Below are 20,983 nucleotides of genomic sequence, written 5' to 3'. Positions count from 1 at the left end.
CTAAAAAAATGATTAAAAAGATATATATTTTTCTGTTTGCGTTTGTTTTTATTTTACTCGAAATAAATCCACAAACAGGATATTCGCAGAATAAAGAGCAAACAAAAAAAAATAACAAAAGTTCGGCAATCACTATTTCTTCAAAAGTGGTTGATGAAAGTGGCCAAGCCATACCTAATGCAACAGTAATTGTAGGAGAAGGAATGTTTAAAGTAAATACAAGCGAAAATGGGGACTTTAAAGTAGAGGCTAGTGCAAATGCAGTTTTGTTAATCCAAGCGTTTGGTTACCAATCGCAATCTATAGACTTAAGCACACAGGCTATCCCAACGCAGATAAGTTTAGTAAAATCATTGCTTTTGGCTTCCGATTTAGACATCATCAACTTGCCATTAAACAAAAAAACTACGCAAAGAGAACTAGTTGGTGCGGTAAGTAAAGTAAGCGGAGAAGAGTTGGAAAAATTTCCCGACTTATCACTTTCAAATACGCTTCAAGGCAAATTATCTGGTTTATACGTACGTTCTACTAGTAGTGGATTAGGTAATAATTCCTCAGAGTTATATGTAAGAGGCTTATCGAGGGCTGGAGCTGACGGGGCCTTGGTTCTTGTGGATGGTATTGAAAGACCATTAGATTTTATCAACCCTCACGAAGTGGAAAATGTAGAGGTTTTGAAAGATGCTTTAAGTAAAATAATTTACGGTCCAAGGGCTGCAAATGGAGTAGTACTAATAACAACTAAAAGAGGAACACCAAATACCAGAGCACTAAACGTAAGCACTGAGTACGGAATGAGCCAGGCAACAAAATTGCCTGAATACCTAAATAGTTTTCAATACGTACAATTATATAATCAAGCTAGAGCAAATGATGGATTGACCCCTTTTTATACTGCTCAACAAATTGAAGGGTATAAAAATAGCACTGGTCCTGATGATCAATTATACCCAGATGTTGACTATTACGATTATTTTTTGAGAAATAGCACACCGATTAAAAAAGTGAATCTTGATTATACAGGTGGTGGAAAAGGCAATCAATATGCCTTAATATTAGGCTATACTGGTGCAGAAGGTTTTGAGAAAATAGGTAAATCACCAGTTCAAGATAGAATTAACCTTCGTGGAAACCTTGACTTTCAAATATCTCCAAGCTTTAAAGCTTTTGTAGATGCTAGCGGAATTGTAGAGCGGAGGGTTTGGAGTAGTTTTAACCAAGATGAAGTCTTTTCTGCTTTAAGTAATTATAGAAATAATGAAAACCCTATATTTTTAACAGATCCACAACTATTGAGTATTGGTTCGCCACTTGGTTTAGCCTATGTACCACCATTAGGCGGATCTTTTCTCAGACCATCAAGCTTATACGGTAACTTGGTTTATGGTGGAAAAACTCAACACAACTATTTCTATGGACAAACTAACTTCGGTTTAGATTTAAACTTAGATAAATTAGTTAAAGGTTTTGCAATTAAGACAGTTTTTAATTTTGATAATTATCAATTTTTTCAAAGTGGTAGAAGCTTAAGTCCAGTAACCTATGCAAGTCAAATGACTAAAACTTCCCTTGGTGTTGATACTGTTATTTATGTAAATCTGCAGAAAAGAATTACTGCAAATAACGATACCAGACAAGCAGAGAATATTACACGTAATTACGGCTTTACATCAACATTATCTTACCAAACCAAATTTGATAATAGTGATTTTAAAGGAAGTTTGACACAGTTTTATTATAAGAATGAGAATAGTGGTATTTATCAGGATATTGAAAATACTAACTCCGTTTTAAACTTGAATTATGAAATAAAAAATAAAATTTATTTAGATGGTTCGGTTGCTTTAATGGGAAGTAGTAAATATGCAGATGCCAACAAATACAACTTTTTTCCAGCTGTTGGTTTTGGATGGATTTTAAGTGATGAAAATTTTTTAAAAGATGTCAAAAAGTTGAACTTCTTTAAATTGAAAGCAAGTTTTGGTGTATTAGGCTATGAAAGAGGAACAGCTTTTTACCTGTATAATAGTCGTTGGAACGATAACGGAACCTACGCTTTTGGTCAGCCAGGTGCTACAATTCCAATTACGCGTACAAGTTTAAATATTATTGGTAATCCCGATTTAAAATGGGAGAAATCTAGAGAAGTCAATATCGGAGTTGAAGGCTTAGCGTTCAAAAATCGTATAAATTTCGAGTTTAACTATTTCAATACGCTTAGATACAACATAGTAATTGATCCGGGCAATCAATATTCTGCACTTGCTGGGCAACTTTACCCACGTTTAAACGATGGTGAAACATTAAATTCTGGATTAGAAGGGAACATAAACTATCAAACTAAAGTTGGCAAAGTAGATTTTAACATAGGTGGTAATTTTATTTATAGTAAAAATAAAGTTATATCAAATGCAGATGTTTTGTTTACTGACGAAAATCTGAGAACCGTTAACCAGCCGTCAGATGTTATTTTTGGTTATGTGGCTAAAGGTTTGTTTAAATCACAGGCAGAAATAGATGCGGCACCAATCCAAACTTTAGGCGCATACCAAGTGGGTGATATAGCTTACGAAGATTTAAACAACGATAACGTGATTGACGGAAGAGACCGCAAAATTTTAGGTAACAGTTTTCCAAAAATGGCTTTAGGGTTGAATCTAAATTTAAGGTATAAAAACTTTGGTTTATATGCTTTAGGTACTGCCGAATATGGTGCAGAAAGGATTTTGAACAATAATTATTATCGTAATAATGGCGAAAGTAATTATTCTGTACTCGCACTAGATAGTTATTCTGCTACAAATACCAGTGGCAAATATCCAAAATTAAGTACATTATCTCAATCTAATAATAATGTAAACTCAACATTTTGGTTGCAGAATGCTAGTTTCTTTAGATTAAGAAATGTAGAATTAAGTTATTCTGTAGGAAGTTCTAGTTCAAATGCAACTGTCAAAAACTATCAATTTTTTCTTAGAGGTACCAACTTATTTGCGTTATCAGAAAACAAAGATCTAGATCCTGAAGTAATTAACGCAGGGGTAACCAATTACCCTATCTATAATACATACTCATTTGGTGCAGCAGTTAAATTTTAAATATTTAAGAGAATGAAGCATTTTAAAATAAAAATATATAGTTTATTAGCAGTCTCAATATTCTTTGGAGCCTGCGAAAAATCCTTAGATCCTAAAACAGACAGCAGTTATGGAGACGAATTTGTTTGGACCTTACCAGATAAGGCAGAAGGGGTTTTGATAAATGCATATGCAAATATTCCGGCTAGATTTGACAGTTATTTAGGTAATAATTTCTTAGATGCAGCAACTGATAATGCGGTGAGCAATTCTTATAACTCGGCTATTTTCAATTTAGGTGCTGGAGGTTTATCTACAACAGACAACCCAGTGGGTAGTTGGTTTAATAATTATACACAGCTCAGAAACATTAACCTTTTTTTAGAAAACGGCTTAACTGACAAGGTTACTTATGACCTTACTAGTAAAACAAATGATAAATTGTTTAAAGATAGGCTTAAGGGCGAGGCATTATTTCTTAGGGCATACTGGAGTTTTCTATTATTGCAACAGTACGGCGGGAAAACTAATGATGGCCAAGCTTTAGGCTATCCTATTCTTTTAAAAACTTTAACAGATGAGGAAGCTAAGAACACCAACATTGTTAGAAACACTTATGAAGAATGTGTGCTGCAAATTTTAGCTGATTTAGATGCAGCACAATTGTTACTTCCGGTAGAATATATAGGAGGTGATAATATTGTTGGGATTAAAGGTTTTGGTAGGGCTAATAAAAAAACTTGTGTAGCATTAAAATCTAGAGTTACCGTATATGGTGCAAGCCCTGCATATCAGCCAAATAGTATTGCACAGATAACAGCAATGGGTCAATTTAACGTAACTAACCAAGCACAATATATACAAAAATGGGAACGAGCTGCAAAATATGCAGCAGAGGCTATTCCTATTATTGGTGTGTACAGAAGTTTAAAAGCCACAGATTTTAATTTAACTCCAGTTCCTGATGACTTTTTATTTAGAAGATTTAGTACAAACAACTCAACAGAGCGAGCTCAATACCCGCCTTATAATTTTGGTAATGCAACTACAGGCCCTTCACAGAACTTAGTAGAAGCTTTTCCTGCTTTAAACGGATATCCAATAACAGACCCGAGGTCTAACTTTGACCCTAATAACCCTTATGCAAATAGAGACCCACGTTTAAGTTTAACAGTTTATTACAACGGAAGCATTTTTGACGGGCGTAAAATTGAAGTATTTGCTGAGGGTTTTGATTCGCCAAATAGGTTTGCTAATGCAACCCGAACAGGATACTATTTAAGGAAATGGCTGTCTAGTAAAACTGGATTGCTTAACCCAGAAAACGTTCAAACTGACTTTAATTATCACGTTATGCTTAGAAAGGCAGAAGTGTATTTAAATTACGCCGAAGCCGCTAATGAGGCTTATGGTCCAAACGGAATTGCTCCTGGAGCTACACTTTCCGCTGCCGATGTAATAAAAAATGTAAGAAGTACCGCTGGCTTAACCAATACAAGTTCAGTTGCTTATATTAATGAGGTAGCAGCAATGGGTAAAAATGAATTTAGAAAATTGATTCAAAATGAAATAAGACTAACGTTTGCTTTTGAAAACAATAGATTTTTTAATATGAGAAGATGGATATTACCGTTAAATGAAACGATTACAGGGGTAACTGTAACCAAGATTAATAGTACTACTTTTCAGTATCAAAAAAATCAGGTTGAAAAAAGAATGTTTAATGATATTAAATATTATTATTTGCCATTACCGTACGATGAAATATCTAAAAGTCCGAGCTTAATTAACAACATGGGATGGTAATTTACCCAACTTATACATAAAAAGATGATGAAAATATTTAGAAATATATCTTTAATAGTTTTAACGGTATTCATTTTAGCCTCTTGTAAAAAATATGATTCTTACGTAAGTGATTTCGATTTCAGCGTGGTATATTTTGCTTCTCAAAAGCCTTTAAGAACGATTGTTGCTTATGATAATATGAGCTTTAAAGTCGGAGTAACTTTGGGTGGCGTAAGAAATAATAAGTCAGATCAAACTGTTAAATACGAGATTGACCCATCGTTACTAACATCTGTTTCTGGTGCAGGGGTATTTAAATTACTTCCTGCTAATTACTATACCATAAGTGATAACAGCACAATGGTTGTCAAAGAAGGTCAGTTAATTGGCGACGTTACCTTAACATTAAATAAAGCATTATTTACAGCAGATCCAGATGCACTTCAAAAAGCCTATGCTTTGCCATTAAGAATTGTTAGTACAACTACAGATTCTATTTTGAGAGGAAGCAGCAACGTACCTGCAAAAGATTACACTATTTTGGTGGTGAAATATATTAGTCCGTACCATGGTACTTATTACCATAAGGGTAAAGAGACTAAGTTGAGCGATAATTCAGTTACTGTTTATAGCAAAAAAGATTTAAGTCAGAATGCAACATTTGCTATGCTTACTAACTCATTAAATTCCATTAAAACACCAGGTGCTGGTACCAGTTCTGGTGTTCCTTTAAATCTTGCAATTAATAATACATCTGTTGCAATAAGTGGCAACGTAGCTAATGAAGTTTCGGGTTCTGGTACTTATGATCCCCAAAATAAATCATTTTATCTAAACTACAATTACAAAAATGGGACTAATAAGTATAGTGTAATTGATACCTTAATTTTAAGACAAGCACCAGAACTTGATTTGCGGTTTGAAGAATGGTAACAAAAAGTGTTTTATAATCGATTTAAATGAAGAAAATATTTGGGTTCCTTCTTTTACTTATTGCTTTTTTTTCGGCATTCGGACAAACATTAAATTCGAGTAAGCCCAATATTGTCGTTTTTTTTATTGACGATATGGGTCGGCAAGATTTGAGTACTTACGGGAGCGATTTTTATAAAACTCCTGCAATAGATAAGCTGGCAGACGGCGTTAAATTTACAAATGCTTATTCAGCATGTACCGTTTGCTCGCCAACAAGAGCAGCATTAATGACAGGGAAATATCCTGCTCGCTTACACGTTACAGACTGGATAAAGGGGAAAAATATGCCTTGGGCAAAGTTAGCAGTACCAGACTGGACAATGCATCTTGATCTTAAAGAAAAAACGATAGCCGAATCTTTAAAAGAAGTAGGTTATAAAACTTGGCATGTAGGTAAATGGCATTTAGGTGATGAGGAAAAATATTGGCCGCAAAATCAAGGTTTTGACGTAAATATAGCTGGTAACTTTAAAGGTTCCCCTATAAAGAATGATAAGAGTAATGGCTACTTTTCTCCTTATGGTTTAGAGATGATTGAAGACGGACCAACCGGCGAATATCTCACAGATCGCTTAACAAATGAAGCAATAAACCTAATTAAAAAGAGACCGAAAAATCAGCCTTTTTTTCTCAATTTAGCGCATTATGCAGTTCATACTCCTATCCAAGGCAAAGAAGAGAAAATTAAAAAATATCAGGCGCTTCTAAAAGGAGCAAACCCTCAAAAAAATCCGGAATATGCGGCAATGATTGAAAGCGTGGACGAAAGTATTGCCCGGGTAATGAAGACCTTAGAAGAAGAAAAGCTATTAGAGAATACCTTCATTGTTTTTGCAACAGATAACGGAGCTTTAGCGCCAATTTCAACCAGTAAACCTTTCAAAGAAGGTAAGGGCTGGGCTTATGAAGGCGGAACAAGAACTCCCTTATTGATATACTGGAAAGGTAAAATAGAAAGTAAAAAAGTAATTGATGAACCCGCAATTACCATGGATATTTACAGCACCATTATGAGTTTGGCTGGTGCAAAGGAACCTGAAAATGTTGATGGAAAATCTCTTCTCCCAGTGATTACCGAAAATAAGCAATATGATCGACCGCTATTTTGGCATTATCCACATTACCATCTTGATAAACCACACGGATCTGTAAGGTATGGAGATTGGAAACTGATACAATATTTTGAGGATATGCATTACGAACTTTACAACCTCAAGACAGATATCGGTGAAACAAGAAATCTTTCAAAAGAGCAACCTGAGAAAGTAAATGAGCTGGGAATGTTAATGATCAATTGGAGAAAAGAAGTAAACGCCCAGATGCCAAGTATAAATTCAAACTATATCCCCGAAAAAGCAAACAAAAAAGGCGCATATTCCGGTATCGAATAAACACCAGCGGCTGTAACAATTGTAGAAAAGAATATGAAAATTGGCTAACAAATAGCTTTTCGATGGTTTTTTTCTCAATTTAGTTCTAAGGTATTCTGATAACAAATTCAGCAATCATCCAATAAACCAACTTGCAATCAATTAAAACTATTGAATAAATTTTAAATGAAAAAGATTTTCTTGTTTATAATAACTCTTGCGGTCTATCAATCCGCATCTGCTCAAAAATTTGATTTTACAGAATGGGAAAACCCTACCAAGGTAGAATTAAATAAAATGGCTCCTCATGCAGATTTTTTGCCGTTTCAAACTCAGGCTGATGCGATAAATCAGGAATTAAAAAAATCAAATGCTTATCAATCTTTAAATGGCATTTGGAAATTTAATTATGTAGATAAGCCAACAGACAGACCTTTAGATTTTTTTAAATCGAACTTTGATAGTAAAAACTGGAACAATATTACCGTCCCTTCTAATTGGGAAATACAGGGTCATGGCATTCCAATCTATACAAATGTGAAATATCCGTTTCCACCAAACCCACCTTACATTCCACATGCTAACAATCCAGTTGGTTCTTACCTTACTAGTTTCGATATTGATAAAAATTGGGCTGATAAAAACGTGGTACTTCATTTCGGATCTATTTCTGGGATGGCTTATGTTTGGGTAAACGGTAAAGAAGTTGGTTTTACAAAAGCTTCTAAAACGCCTGCAGAATTTGATATAACGCCTTTTTTAAACAAAGGAAAAAATAGTTTAGCTGTTCAGGTATATCGTTGGCATGACGGAAGTTATTTAGAAGATCAAGATTTCTGGAGACTAAGCGGAATCGAGCGTGATGTTTATTTGATTGCCAGAAATAAAAGCCACATCAAAGATTTTGAGGTTAATGCAGGTTTAACCAGCGATTATCAAAACGGAGTTATTCAACCGAAAATCACCATCGTTAGCGATAATTTAAATTCTTCTTCTTTAGAAGTTAAAGTTTTGGATAAAGCCAATAAAATTATTTATCAGCAACAGCAAAACGTTCAATTAGATGCTGGTGAAAACACCATTCAACTAGCCTCTAAAACCTTAAAGAATATTCAGAAATGGTCTGACGAAAGTCCAAATCTTTATCAGTTTGTGATGACTTTAAATGGTAAAGAAATAAAAGATACTGAATATATAGCCACTGAAATTGGCTTTAGAAAAGTGGAGATTACAAACGGTAAGCTTATGGTTAACGGAATGCCAATCTACATCCGTGGTGTAAACCGCCATGAACATGATGAATATTTAGGCCATGTTACCACCAAAGAAATGATGGTAAAAGACTTAGAGTTGATGAAGCAATTCAATATTAACACCGTAAGAACTTCGCATTATCCAAACAATGAATTATGGTACAAACTGTGCAACCAGTACGGAATGTATTTGATTGATGAAGCAAATATTGAGGTACATGGCATGGGTGTGAGCACTAACAAAACTACAGATACCATCCCTCATCCTGCTTATCGTCAGGAGTGGGCTCCGTCTTTCAAAGATCGTATTGTTAGAATGTTAGAACGAGATAAAAACAATCCGTCTATCATTATTTGGAGTATGGGGAATGAATGTGGAAACGGTGAAGTTTTTAAGGATATGTACAAGTACATTAAAAAGAACGATCCTTCTCGCCCTGTAATGTTTGAGCAAGCTAGCCAAACCTGGAATACAGATATTATTGCTCCTATGTATCCAACAATTGATAGCATGAAAACCTACAGCAAAAAAACTGGCGTTAGACCAATGATTATGTGCGAGTATTCACATGCCATGGGAAATAGCAGCGGTAATTTTGCGGAATACTGGAAGATGATTTACGAGTCTGAAAGTTTACAAGGTGGCTGTATTTGGGATTGGGTTGATCAAGGTTTTGCACAAAAAGACCAATTCGGCAGGAAATATTGGGGTTACGGCGGTGATTTAGGAAGCTATATGTATTATAACGATGAAAACTTTTGTGCAAACGGACTGGTTGACGCTAGTAGAAAGCCACACCCTGGATTGTACGAAGTGAAAAAATACTACAGTCCTATACTTTTTACAGGTTTTGATGCTTCCTCACAAATACTCAACATCGATAATAAGTTCAGTTTTAATAATTTAAACCAGTACGATTTTGAATGGCAACTACTAGAGAACGGATTAGTGATTAAATCCGGAGTTTTCAAAATGACTTTAGCAGCAATGCAAAAAGGAAAATTCAAGCTTGATGTTCCTAAACTAACAAGTGCTGATAAAGAATATTCATTAAACGTTTTTGCTTACACAAAGATAGCAACAGCGCTGTTGCCTGCGCACCATGAAGTAGCTAGGGATGAGTTTATGCTGAATAAAGCAAATTATTTTGCAAACGTAAATAACGAGTTTATTACCAAAGATGAAATAGGCACTAAAAAGCGAGGCAATAATTTAGAGCTTAAATCTGGTGATGTAACCGCTGTCTTCAATATCAATAAAGGTGTTTTAACAAACTATGAGAAAGCAGGAGAGGCGATTTTAAATAAAATTCCAGAACCTTATTTCTGGAGAGCCGCAACAGATAATGATTTTGGTAATAAGATGAACCTAATTAGTGGTGTATGGCGTTCAGCGCACAATAATCTTGAAATAATTGAAGTGAAAACCAACCAAGGCACTGAAGGATTTACCGTAACTGCTAAGTATAAAATTAAGTTTAGCAACGCAAATTATCAGTTAACATACACCTTTTTAAAAGGCGGCGCTTTAGCAATTAATGCAGAAATTAATCAGCTTAAAGAGATGCCAGAGTTACCAAGATTTGGTATGAGGATGGATTTAGCTTCGCAATTTGACAACCTTCAATATTATGGTCGTGGTCCGTGGGAGAATTACAGCGATAGAAAAGGTTCTTCATTATTGGGCCTTTATCAAGACAAGCCAGAGCAAACTTATGTTGATTACATTAGACCACAAGCTAACGGTAACAGAACAGACACCCGTTGGATTAAGCTTACGAACCCACAAGGAAAGGGCGTTTTAATAAAGGGCTTTCAGCCTTTGAGTTTTAGTGCCATGCCTTATTATGATGAGGATTTTGATCCGGGAGATACCAAAAAGAACCAGCACATTAACGATTTAGTAAAACGAGATGTAATAAGTGTTCATATTGATTTATTACAGCGTGGAGTTGGTGGCGATAATAGCTGGGGAAGGTTGCCTCACGAAAAATACAGGTTAAATTCTAATAGCTATCAATATGGTTACATTATTAAACCATTATAAAATTGGTGGGTCATACTTATGAGTTTTTTCAAAATAATTAGGTCATAGGTTACTTATGGATAACAATCGAAAATACTTTTTTGAAATTGCGCACCGCATTATATTTGTGTTGCTTTTTTTCATATCACCATCAATCACAAACCAATTGATGGCACAAACAAATAAAGATAAACCGAACGTTATTTTTATTTATGCGGATGATTTGGGTTACGGAGATGTGGGTTGCTACGGCGCAACAAAGGTAAAAACACCAAATATTGATAAGCTAGCTTCACACGGACTTTTATTTAAGAACGGGTATGCTACTTCTGCAACTTGTACACCATCTAGGTATTCTTTATTAACAGGTCAATATGCTTGGCGCAGAGAAGATACAGGTATAGCTACTGGCGATGCCTCGTTAATAATTGATCCAACAAAGAAAAGCATTGCTGATGTTTTCAAATTGGCTAACTACAAAACAGCTGTTTTAGGGAAGTGGCACTTAGGTTTAGGCAATTCTCCAGGTCCAAATTGGAACCATTACATTAGCCCCGGACCATTAGAGTTGGGTTTTGATTATTCCTTCATTATTCCTGCAACTTTAGATCGTGTACCAACTGTATTTGTAAAAGATCACCAAGTCCTTAACCTTGATTTAAAAGATTCAATGTTGGTAAGCTACACCCATCCAGTTGGGAACGAGCCAACAGGCAAAAACAATCCAGAAAAATTGAAAATGATGTATTCTAATGGGCATGACCAAACCATAGTAAACGGCATAAGCCGTATTGGTTACATGACTGGCGGAAACGCTGCCCGATGGAAAGACGAAGAATTAGCTCCGATATTTATTGATGAGACTAGGAATTTTATCTCTGAAAACAAAGGTAATCCGTTTTTTATCTATTTCCCATCAAGCGATATTCATGTTCCTCGTTCACCTAACAAAATGTTTGTCGGTAAAAGCGGTCTAGGACCAAGAGGCGATGCTATTTTACAGTTAGATTGGACGGTAGGCCAAATTGTTCATATTCTTGATAGCCTAAAATTATCAGACAATACCCTTATCGTTTTTAGTAGTGATAACGGACCAGTGGTAGATGATGGTTATAAAGATAAAGCTGTAGAAATGTTGAACGGACATACACCCGCAGGCGAATTTAGAGGGGGCAAATACAGCAAGTTTGAAGCTGGAACTCGTGTTCCTTTTATTGTTAAATGGCCCGGCAAAGTGAAAGCTGGAACGCAATCATCAGCTAAAATTAGTCAAGTAGATTTGTTTGCTACGATGGCGCAACTCTGCCAACAAAAGTTAGATGCACAAGATGCGCCAGATAGTTTTCCATTATTAAATTCCCTAATGGGGAAGGATAAAGTAGGAAGGGATTATATCATTTCGCACAACCAAGGGCTAGCCATCATTAAGGGAGATTGGAAATATATTGATCCATCAAGCGGGAAATCATATAATAAATTTACCAATATAGAAACTGGAAATAACACAGAACCGCAGCTTTATAATATTAAAATAGATGCTGGAGAGCAAACAAACTTAGCTAGCAAACATCCAGAAACGGTCGAATCACTTAAAAGTCTTTTAAAGCAAATAGAACAAAATCCAAATTCTAGAACATCCAAAACCAACTAGTATTGGCTGTGCTTCACAAATAATTTTAGATCTAATGAAAGTAACAATTTTATCCCTTTTTATCTGCTTACTAGCAGCTATGTCTTTTGCTCAAAAATCAGATCAAAAAACAAAACCCAACATCATTTTTATTTTGGTGGATGACATGGGTTATGGAGATGTTGGTGTCTTTTTTCAAAACCAAAGAAAAGCGAAAAACGATAGAACCGAACCATGGATGATTACACCAATGTTAGATAAAATGGCGGCAGAAGGTGCAATTTTGCCTCAACAATATGCTGCAGCGCCTGTTTGTGCGCCATCAAGAGCATCTATTTTATTGGGTGTAAGTCAAGGCCATGCAAATGTGCGAGACAACCAATTTGATAAAGCTTTGGAAGATAATTACACCATAGCAAACACATTGAAAGCACAAGGATATATCACCGCCGCTGTTGGGAAATGGGGTTTGCAAGGAAAAGATAAATCAAACTCTTGGCCTGCACATCCTTTAAAAAGAGGATTTGATTATTACTATGGTTATATCGGTCACGGCGATGGACATGAGCATTATCCAAAAGAAGGTTTATATAAAGGTGCTAAAGATGTTTGGGAAAATTATACCGAAGTAAGTTCAGGATTGGATAAATGTTATACTGGTGATTTATTTACTGCGGTTGCAAAAAATTACATCATCAAACACCAAAAAGGTGCCGAAGCAGAAAAACCTTTTTTTATGTACTTAGCTTATGATACACCACACGCTGTTTTAGAATTACCTACACAAGCTTACCCCGCTGGTGGAGGTTTAAACGGTGGGATGAAATGGTTAGGAAAAAAAGGAGAAATGATTAATACAGCATCTGGAAAGCCAGACAGTTACGTTTATCCAGCTTACGCAAATGCAACTTATGATGATGACAGTAACCCAAATACGCCAGAAGTTGCTTGGCCAGATACTTACAAAAGATTTGCAAGCGTAAACCACAGAATTGACGATCAAATTGGTGATTTAATTCAGTTGTTGAAAGATTTAAATATCGCCGAAAATACCTTGGTAGTTTTTACTTCAGATAATGGTCCTTCTAAAGAATCTTACTTACCAAAGTCATTTGTTGATTATGAAGCAGACTTTTTTAACAGCTTTGGTCCTTTCGATGGCATCAAAAGAGATGTTTTAGAAGGTGGCGAAAGAGAACCCACTATTGTTTGGTGGCCAGGTAAAATAAAACCTAATACAGTTGTTAAAACCCCAAATATCTCTTACGATTGGATGCCGACTTTGCCGAAGCAGCAGGCTTTAAAGCACCGCTTAGGTCTGATGGCGTTTCTTTAATTCCTTCACTAACAGGAAAAGGTAAACAAGCACCAAGTAATATTTATGTCGAGTATGTTCATCCAAGTCGTACTTCCGAGTATAAAGAGTTTGAACCAGGTCGCAGGGGAATTAAGCGTGGTCAAATGCAAATGCTAAGAGTTGGGGATATAGTAGGAGTAAGGTATGAGATAAAATCAGCCAGAGATGATTTTAAGATTTATAACATTTTAAAAGATCCTAAACAAGCTAATGATTTGGCAAAATCAGAACCTTATTTACAAGCGCTAATGAAAGATAAAATTTTACAAATGCGTAAACCAGATGAAGAAGCGGAAAGACCTTACGATGAAGCATTTGTCCCTGCTGTTGATATCAAAAAAGCTAAGAAAGGTTTAGTAAAGAAAGCTTTTGCTGTTAACGAACATTGGATTCCACAAACTGCGCTATTAAAACCAATAGCAAAAACAAAAGTGGCTGCTCCTAATGCAACTATAGAAAAAGGAAATTTAGTGGTTTTTGAAGGATATATTAATGTTCCAACAGATGGACAATATACTTTCTACTTATCTACAGGCAGTAAGGCGTTTCTAAGGATTCATGATATTTCTGTTATAGACGAGGATTTTAATTATACAGCTGGCGAAGAGAAAACCGCGGTGATGAAATTGAAAGCGGGTTTGCATCCTATAAAGTTGCACCATTTCAAACTGAGTAATTCTACTGGAACTACACAGCTTAAACTAAGCTGGAGTACGTCTGGAAAAGGAAAAGAAGCCATTCCAGAAACTGCGTTTTTAAATTAATAATGATGAAAAAGTATGTTTTTATATTGTTTTTGATGATTGCGACTTTTTTTGCTTTTGCACAGGAAGTAAGTACACATCAATATAAAAACATTAATGGTGAGCAGCTAAAACTGGATGTTTATCAGCCTACCATAAAAGATGCTAAAAAATCTTCTGTGATTATTTTTTTCCACGGAGGAGGTTTGGTTACTGGAAAAAAAGAGCAAATGAAAGAGCAATGCCAGTTTTTTTCTGAAAGAGGATTGGTAACGGTTACCGCAAATTATCATTTATTGCCTAAAGGCGATCCGAATGCTCAAAGTCAGGTGGAGCAATGTATTAGGGATGCTAAATCTGCTGTAAGATGGATTAAAGAAAACGCAGAAAAACTTCAAATAGACACCAATATAGTTTTATTGGGAGGCGGTTCTGCCGGTGGATTTTTAGCAACCGAAGTGGCTTTGAATAATGATATCAATGAAGTTTCTGATAACCTCAAAATATCCACGAAGGTAAAAGCTTTGATATTATACAATCCCGCTTATATTCCAGAGAAAAGATACAATCCTAGTGTTTTAAATTTGGTTAACAAATCAACACCACCTTCCATTCTTTTTTTCGGTAGCGAAGATAAATTCAAACCCGGTGGTGAAGAATTTTTAAAACTTTTGAATCAGCATAAAATTGTGTCAAAATTATGGGTCGCAAAAGGAGAAAACCATGGATTCTTTAATAAAGAAGGTTGGAAAGAAGCAAGCAACGTAAAAGCCATTAACTTTTTAAGAACAATAGGATTGGCAAAAGGAGCACAAGAAAAAGAACCGTCTGATTTCGCCCTCATCGCAATTAAACCAGTGACTAATTAACATTTATACATGCTATAATCACACAAATAGTTCAATCATGAAAAACAAAATAGGAAACTTAATAAAACAACAAAACACTTCAAGTGTCAAATTAGTCGGCAAAATTCTCATTGGACTTTTTGTGCTCTTTACTTCATTTCAATCAACTGCGCAAACCAAAAAGCCAAACGTAGTTTTAATTCTTATTGACGATATGGGCTATAAAGATGCAGGCTTTACAGGTTCTGATTTTTATGACACACCAAATATTAATGCGCTGGCAAAACAGGGAATGATTTTCAACAACGCATATGCCAGTGCAGGAAATTGTGCACCAAGTAGAGCTTGTTTAATCTCTGGAGAATATACTCCTCGTCATGGAATATACGCTGTTTATAACACAGAAAGAGGTCCTATTAATCAAATGAGAACCATTCCTATTCCGAACACCAGCAAATTAAGACCTGATATTTATACTGTTGCAGAGGCAATGAGAGATGCTGGTTATAAAACGGCTATGTTCGGTAAGTGGCATTTAGGGAATGAAAGTAGCAATACAATGCCTGCGGACCAAGGTTTTGATGTAGATAGTTCTTACAATGTTCCTTCGAAAGAAGAGATGGCGAAAACCAACGACCCTAAGTACATTTATAAGATAACAAACGGCGCTTGCGAGTTTATAGAGAACAATAAGGATAAGCCATTTTTTTTATATGTTTCGCACCACGCAACACACATGCCAATTCAAGCTAGAGAAGAAATGGTCGAAAAGTTCAAGGATAGACCAGATGGGAAATTTCAGAGCAACAAAAAATACGCATCAATGAATGGTCAAATGGATGATGGTGTTGGAATTTTGTTGAAGAAAATCAAAGACTTAGGTTTAGACAGCAATACGCTAGTAATTTTCACCTCAGATAATGGCGGACTTCCACAATCTCCACAAACCCCATTAAGAGGTTTTAAAGGAATGTATTACGACGGTGGAATTAAAGAACCTTTTATTGCTCGTTGGCCGGGTGTCATTAAACCGGGAACACAAAACAACGTACCTATCATCAACGTTGATCTTTATCCAACATTTATCGACGTAGCCGGAAGAAAAAATAAGGATGGAAACATCTTGGATGGCGAAGTTTGGTGAAACTTTTTAAGGGCGGTAGTCAATTGGAGCGTAAATCTATTTTCTGGCATTTTCCAGGTTATCTAGATGGCCCAGATCCAGGTTCGAGAGATGATAAGTTTAGATCAAGACCGGTGACTACCATTAGAAAAGGAGATTGGAAATTGCTGCTTTACCACGAAGAATGGGCTTTAGATGGCGGGTTAAAAACAGTTAATACCAATAACGCAGTTGAGCTTTATAATTTGAAAAGCGATATAAGCGAGCAAAAAAACATGGCGAATATCAATAAGCCAAAAAGAGATGAGTTGCTTGCAGAGTTACTAGCGTGGATTAAAAAAACTGATGCGAAATTAGCAGTTGAACCAAATCCCCACTACGGAAAAGAACAAGTTAAAAATAAGCCAATCAAGCCTAAAGGCGATGATATTGACGAATAAAGAATAATTAGAGATTTTTTTATGAGATTCTTACTTGTGTTTTTCTGCTGTTTAGAGCTAGTCGCGTTTTCTTCTGAAGCGCAGCCAAAAGCTAAATCTGCGGAAACAAGGCAATTGCTCAATTTTGATAAAGATTGGAAGTTTATTCTTAATCCAGACGAAGCCAAAATAAAGTCTCAGCCCGAAAGCTTAAGCTGGCGAAGTTTAAATCTTCCACATGATTGGAGTATTGAGGGTAGTTATAGTGAAACTAATGGCGACTGGCAGTCGGGATATCTTCCGGCTGGCATTGGTTATTATCAAAAGAAGTTCAACATTACCGATGAACAACTAGAAAAGCAAGTTTCTATCGTTTTTGACGGAGTTTATCTGAACAGTGAAGTTTGGCTTAACGGGCATTTTTTAGGCAAAAGACCCAACGGTTATATTGGGTTTACTTATAACCTAAACAAGTATCTAAAAAAAGGGGAGAATGAGATTACCGTGAAAGTAGATCATTCCAAACCTTTGAGCGGGCGTTGGTACACCGGTTCTGGAATTTATAGACATGTCTGGTTAAAAGTAACTGATCCTGTTTATGTTAATGATAGAGATTTACAAATACAATCAGATGTTGATGAAAAAAATGCAAAAGTTAGCATCAATCTAAATATTTTAAGCGAGCAAGCTAAAGCCACTTCTTCAACACTAAAAATAGATATTCTCAATCCCGAAGGAAAAATAGTTAAATCCACCACGAATAATATCAGTTTAAAATCAGGACAAAATTCTCAAAATTATGTTTTCGATATTATATCGGCAAAGCTATGGTCAATTGAACATCCATATTTATACAAAGTAAAATTCTCAATCTCTACAAAAGGAAAGGTAGTGGACGAGTACTCGTTAAATTTCGGTATTCGTAAAATAGAATTTAGTGGCGAGTGGGGTTTTAAACTTAATGGAGAAAACACGAAAATAAAAGGGGTTTGTTTGCACCAAGACGCTGGCTTATTTGGCGTTGCCGTACCTGATGAAGTGCTGTTTGGTAGGTTGAAGCAGCTGAAATTTATGGGGACAAATGCTATTAGAACATCGCATCATCCTTTTCCACCTGAGTTTTTTAACATGTGCGATAGTTTGGGAATGATGGTAATGGATGAGGCTTTTGACGGATGGGAAGTTGCAAAAGCAGCAGATGATTATGGCAATTATTTTGATGAATGGTGGAAACAGGATTTAACAGATTTAGTTTTAAGAGATAGAAATCATCCCTCGGTAATTATGTGGTCAATAGGAAACGAGGTAAGGAAACCAACGGTAGAAACCCAAACAAAACTAATCGACTTAATTCATCAGCTTGACCCTGGAAGACCAGTTACTCAAGGTGGCGTTGACCCAACAAGAGGAATGAAAGGGGATGAAGCCATTACTAATTTAGATGTAAAAGGCTTTAATGGCGATGGTGAGGAGATAGGCGTTTATGAAAAATACCACAACGCATTCCCCAATGTACCAATGATTGGAACCGAAGTTCCTCATACCTACCAAACCAGAGGTGTTTATAGAACTAAAACCAATTGGAGGCGAAGAGATTTTCCTGCACCATGGGAAATCAACTCTAAACAAGCCGGTAAAATGGGTGGTTTAGCAGAAAAAGTTTTCCCAATAGAAGACCTAAGCAAAGAAGAAGTATTTCCAGAAGAACAAACCACTAAATATTATAATGATTTTAAATTTATTGACATCCCTAATTTCCAACCATGGTCTGGCAATCTATTTTATCAATCATCTTATGATAACGCAACCGTACGTTCTAGCGCAAGAAAAGCATGGCAACACACTTTAGAACTTCCTTATGTTATTGGGCAATTTAGGTGGACTGCTTATGATTATTTGGGAGAAACAAACCAATGGCCTTCCAGAATGGCAAATTTTGGGGTAATTGACATTTGTGGCTTTCCAAAAGATCATTATTATTTATATCAAAGCTTGTGGACAGATAAACCAATGGTTCACATGCTTCCTCATTGGACGCATCCGGGAAAAGAAGGGGTAGTTATTCCGATGGTAGTTTATACCAATTGTGACGAAGTGAACTTACATCTGAACGGTAAAGACTTAGGAACAAAACCTTATTTGGGCGAACAACTGGTTTGGGATATTCCGTACCAGCCCGGAGAGTTGGTAGTGACCGGATTTAAAGGTGGTAAACTAGTAGCTAAAGAAATTGTAAAAACGGCCGGAAAACCTGCAAAAATCCAGATTAGCACTACAGAAAAAAGCATGACTGCAGATGGCAAAGACGTATTGCTTTGTGAGATAACCATTACTGATGAACAAGGAGTTCCTGTTCCGCAAGCTTCGCCACTTTTATCATTCAAAATCAGCGGCAGCGGAAAAATTAAAGGAACAGATAATGGTGATCCTTTAGACTTAACGGATTACACTTCGTCCAAAAGAAGAGCGTTTAAAAGTAAATGTTTGGTAGTGATACAATCTACGGAAGAGCTGGGAAACATAGTTTTGGAGGCAAGCGGCGAAGCTTTACCAACAACAAGTTTGAAAATTGAAGTCAAATAATTTTAGAAAAAAAAAATAAAAACACAATCATGATACGTAAATCAATAATTGCAAGCATTGCTGTTTTAACAGTGTTTATTTTCAAATGCGATGCGCAAGATGTTACCAAGCAAAGGGTAAAACCGCCAAGGGAGAACACTGCTGAACAGATGAAAAGTCCGTACATGATTTTTATATCGGCAGACGGTTTCAGGTATGACTACGCCGAAAAATACAAAGCAACAAATTTGTTAAAACAAGCAAATAGTGGAGTTAAGGCCAAGTCTATGATCCCTGTTTTTCCTTCATCAACGGGTCCAAATCACTATGCTTTAGTAACAGGCTTATATCCAGTACATAATGGCATTATAGGGAATTCATTCTATGACCCCGTTCTTGAAAAATTAAAAGATGGTGGCAACAATTGGTTAACAAACGACCCAATTTGGATAAGTGCAGAAAAACAAGGGATGATTACTGCAAGCCTTGGCTTTATAGGTTCTAAACAAAAGATTAATGGAGTGCAAACAAGTTATTATTATGATTACGGAAAATCACGTATTGGAATGACTGAGCGTGTGGACATCATAAAAAAATGGCTTTCACTTCCAGAAAAAGTACGTCCACATTTTATTGCGGTTTACAATAACGAAACTGACCATGCTGGTCATGGTTTTGGACCCGAAGCTGAGGAAACTGATGAAGCTGTTGGAGAAATAGATTCTTTTATAGCTCAGCTACAAGTTGCTATTGAACAAACTGGTTTACCTGTAAACGTAGTTTTCGTATCAGACCACGGAATGACAAGTATTGAGCAAAACAATCCTATAAAAAAACCTTCTATTATTGATACTGCTAAATATGTAGTTGTAGATCATAGGGCACTATTAAGCATACATGCAAAGGAACGTGAAGATATTATGCCCTTGTACAATAAACTAAAAGCTGAAAAAACTCCTAATTATACAGTCTATTTACAAAAAGACTTACCAAAAGATTTGCATTTTGATATGAAAGAAGATAAATATAATCGTATTGGAGATATTATTTTGATGGCAAAATGGCCTAATCTTTTTACTAAAACTCCAAAGGGTTCTCACGGATTTAATCCTTACGAAGTAAAAGATATGCATGCCACATTTTATGCTTGGGGCCCAGCATTTAAAAAGAATTTAACAATCGAATCTTTTCCAACTGTAGATCTTTATGATATGGTAATGAAAGCACTTCGTCTAAAGCCAGAAGTTAACGATGGTACGGGAGCACTTGCCAAGCAGGTCTTAAAATAACAGGGTTAAACCACATAATCACCAAGTTTGTCAACAAATTTGTTAATGGTTTAATTGGGAATCATCTAAATTTGTGTAAACAGTAATTAGAAATGAACAGAAGAAATCTTTTAAAAACCCTGAGTATCTCGTTGGGAGCAACTGTAATTAGCACAGATGTGCTAGGAGCCATTGGTGACAATTCTTTTATCTATAATATTCCACCAAATAAGTCGCATCAACCTCAAGATAAGGCTATTACTATAATTACGATTGGAGCTGGAAACAGAGGAATGATTTATGGAGGTTTTGCAGCAAAGTTTCCTCAGGAAATGGATATTATAGGAGTAGCAGAACCAGTAAAATATCGGAATGACCGCTATGCTAAAATCCATAATATTGAAGATAAAAACAGATTTGATACTTGGGAAGATGTTTTCAAAAGACCAAAATTTGCAGACGCAGTAATTATCTCTACACCTGATAATTTACATTACGAACCCTGCATGAAGGCGCTAGAAATGGGATATGATATTTTATTAGA

Annotated in this window: 14 protein-coding genes; all 14 read left to right on the top strand. The window is 35.9% G+C overall.

All coding sequences use genetic code 11. The features are described from left to right. The first annotated feature begins 8 nt into the window (after nucleotides 1-8). Nucleotides 9-3,098 (top strand): SusC/RagA family TonB-linked outer membrane protein, encoded by a 3,090-nt coding sequence (locus A5893_RS17360; RefSeq protein WP_068823864.1) that lies wholly within the window; start codon nucleotides 9-11, stop codon nucleotides 3,096-3,098. Between the two features lie 12 nt (nucleotides 3,099-3,110). Then, a complete protein-coding gene (locus A5893_RS17355; RefSeq protein WP_068823863.1) occupies nucleotides 3,111-4,883 on the top strand; it encodes a RagB/SusD family nutrient uptake outer membrane protein in 1,773 nt (590 codons plus the stop codon). 24 nt (nucleotides 4,884-4,907) lie between these two features. Further along, a complete protein-coding gene (locus tag A5893_RS17350; RefSeq protein WP_082911492.1) occupies nucleotides 4,908-5,798 on the top strand; it encodes a BT_3987 domain-containing protein in 891 nt (296 codons plus the stop codon). Nucleotides 5,799-5,824: 26 nt separating this feature from the next. Beyond that, complete coding sequence (locus A5893_RS17345) at nucleotides 5,825-7,231, top strand: sulfatase (protein ID WP_082911491.1); 1,407 nt, start codon at nucleotides 5,825-5,827, stop codon at nucleotides 7,229-7,231. A 165-nt stretch (nucleotides 7,232-7,396) separates the two neighbouring features. Further along, nucleotides 7,397-10,510, top strand: coding sequence for a glycoside hydrolase family 2 TIM barrel-domain containing protein (locus tag A5893_RS17340; RefSeq protein ID WP_068823861.1), 3,114 nt, complete (start codon nucleotides 7,397-7,399; stop codon nucleotides 10,508-10,510). A 55-nt stretch (nucleotides 10,511-10,565) separates the two neighbouring features. After that, nucleotides 10,566-12,140, top strand: coding sequence for a sulfatase family protein (locus A5893_RS17335; RefSeq protein WP_068823860.1), 1,575 nt, complete (start codon nucleotides 10,566-10,568; stop codon nucleotides 12,138-12,140). A 34-nt stretch (nucleotides 12,141-12,174) separates the two neighbouring features. Further along, complete coding sequence (locus A5893_RS17975) at nucleotides 12,175-13,455, top strand: sulfatase-like hydrolase/transferase (protein ID WP_198342354.1); 1,281 nt, start codon at nucleotides 12,175-12,177, stop codon at nucleotides 13,453-13,455. Beyond that, entirely contained in the window at nucleotides 13,389-14,240 is an 852-nt protein-coding gene (locus tag A5893_RS17970; protein ID WP_068823858.1) for a PA14 domain-containing protein, read from the top strand. The genes A5893_RS17975 and A5893_RS17970 overlap by 67 nt, the downstream gene beginning before the upstream one ends. Nucleotides 14,241-14,242: 2 nt before the next feature. Then, nucleotides 14,243-15,088, top strand: a complete 846-nt coding sequence (locus tag A5893_RS17320; protein WP_068823857.1) for an alpha/beta hydrolase — start codon at nucleotides 14,243-14,245, stop codon at nucleotides 15,086-15,088. Between the two features lie 37 nt (nucleotides 15,089-15,125). Further along, the gene (locus tag A5893_RS17315; RefSeq protein ID WP_082911490.1) at nucleotides 15,126-16,211 is read left to right on the top strand and encodes a sulfatase; all 1,086 of its coding nucleotides are present in this window, start codon (nucleotides 15,126-15,128) and stop codon (nucleotides 16,209-16,211) included. Further along, nucleotides 16,208-16,630: a hypothetical protein gene (locus tag A5893_RS17540; RefSeq protein WP_082911489.1), complete on the top strand. Its 423-nt coding sequence runs from the start codon at nucleotides 16,208-16,210 to the stop codon at nucleotides 16,628-16,630. The genes A5893_RS17315 and A5893_RS17540 overlap by 4 nt, the downstream gene beginning before the upstream one ends. Before the next feature lie 21 nt (nucleotides 16,631-16,651). Beyond that, nucleotides 16,652-19,192 carry a sugar-binding domain-containing protein gene (locus tag A5893_RS17310; RefSeq protein WP_068823856.1) on the top strand — a complete coding sequence of 847 codons (2,541 nt, stop codon included), beginning with the start codon at nucleotides 16,652-16,654 and terminating at the stop codon, nucleotides 19,190-19,192. A 29-nt stretch (nucleotides 19,193-19,221) separates the two neighbouring features. After that, nucleotides 19,222-20,460 carry an alkaline phosphatase family protein gene (locus A5893_RS17305; RefSeq protein WP_082911488.1) on the top strand — a complete coding sequence of 413 codons (1,239 nt, stop codon included), beginning with the start codon at nucleotides 19,222-19,224 and terminating at the stop codon, nucleotides 20,458-20,460. Between the two features lie 92 nt (nucleotides 20,461-20,552). Continuing rightward, nucleotides 20,553-20,983 (top strand): Gfo/Idh/MocA family oxidoreductase (locus A5893_RS17300; protein ID WP_198342353.1); only part of this gene is annotated, 431 nt, incomplete at its 3' end.

This window comes from Pedobacter psychrophilus (genome assembly GCF_001652725.1).
Lineage (GTDB): Bacteria > Bacteroidota > Bacteroidia > Sphingobacteriales > Sphingobacteriaceae > Pseudopedobacter > Pseudopedobacter psychrophilus.
Note: the sequence above shows the minus strand (reverse complement) of the source record. Positions and strands in the feature narration are given on the sequence as shown.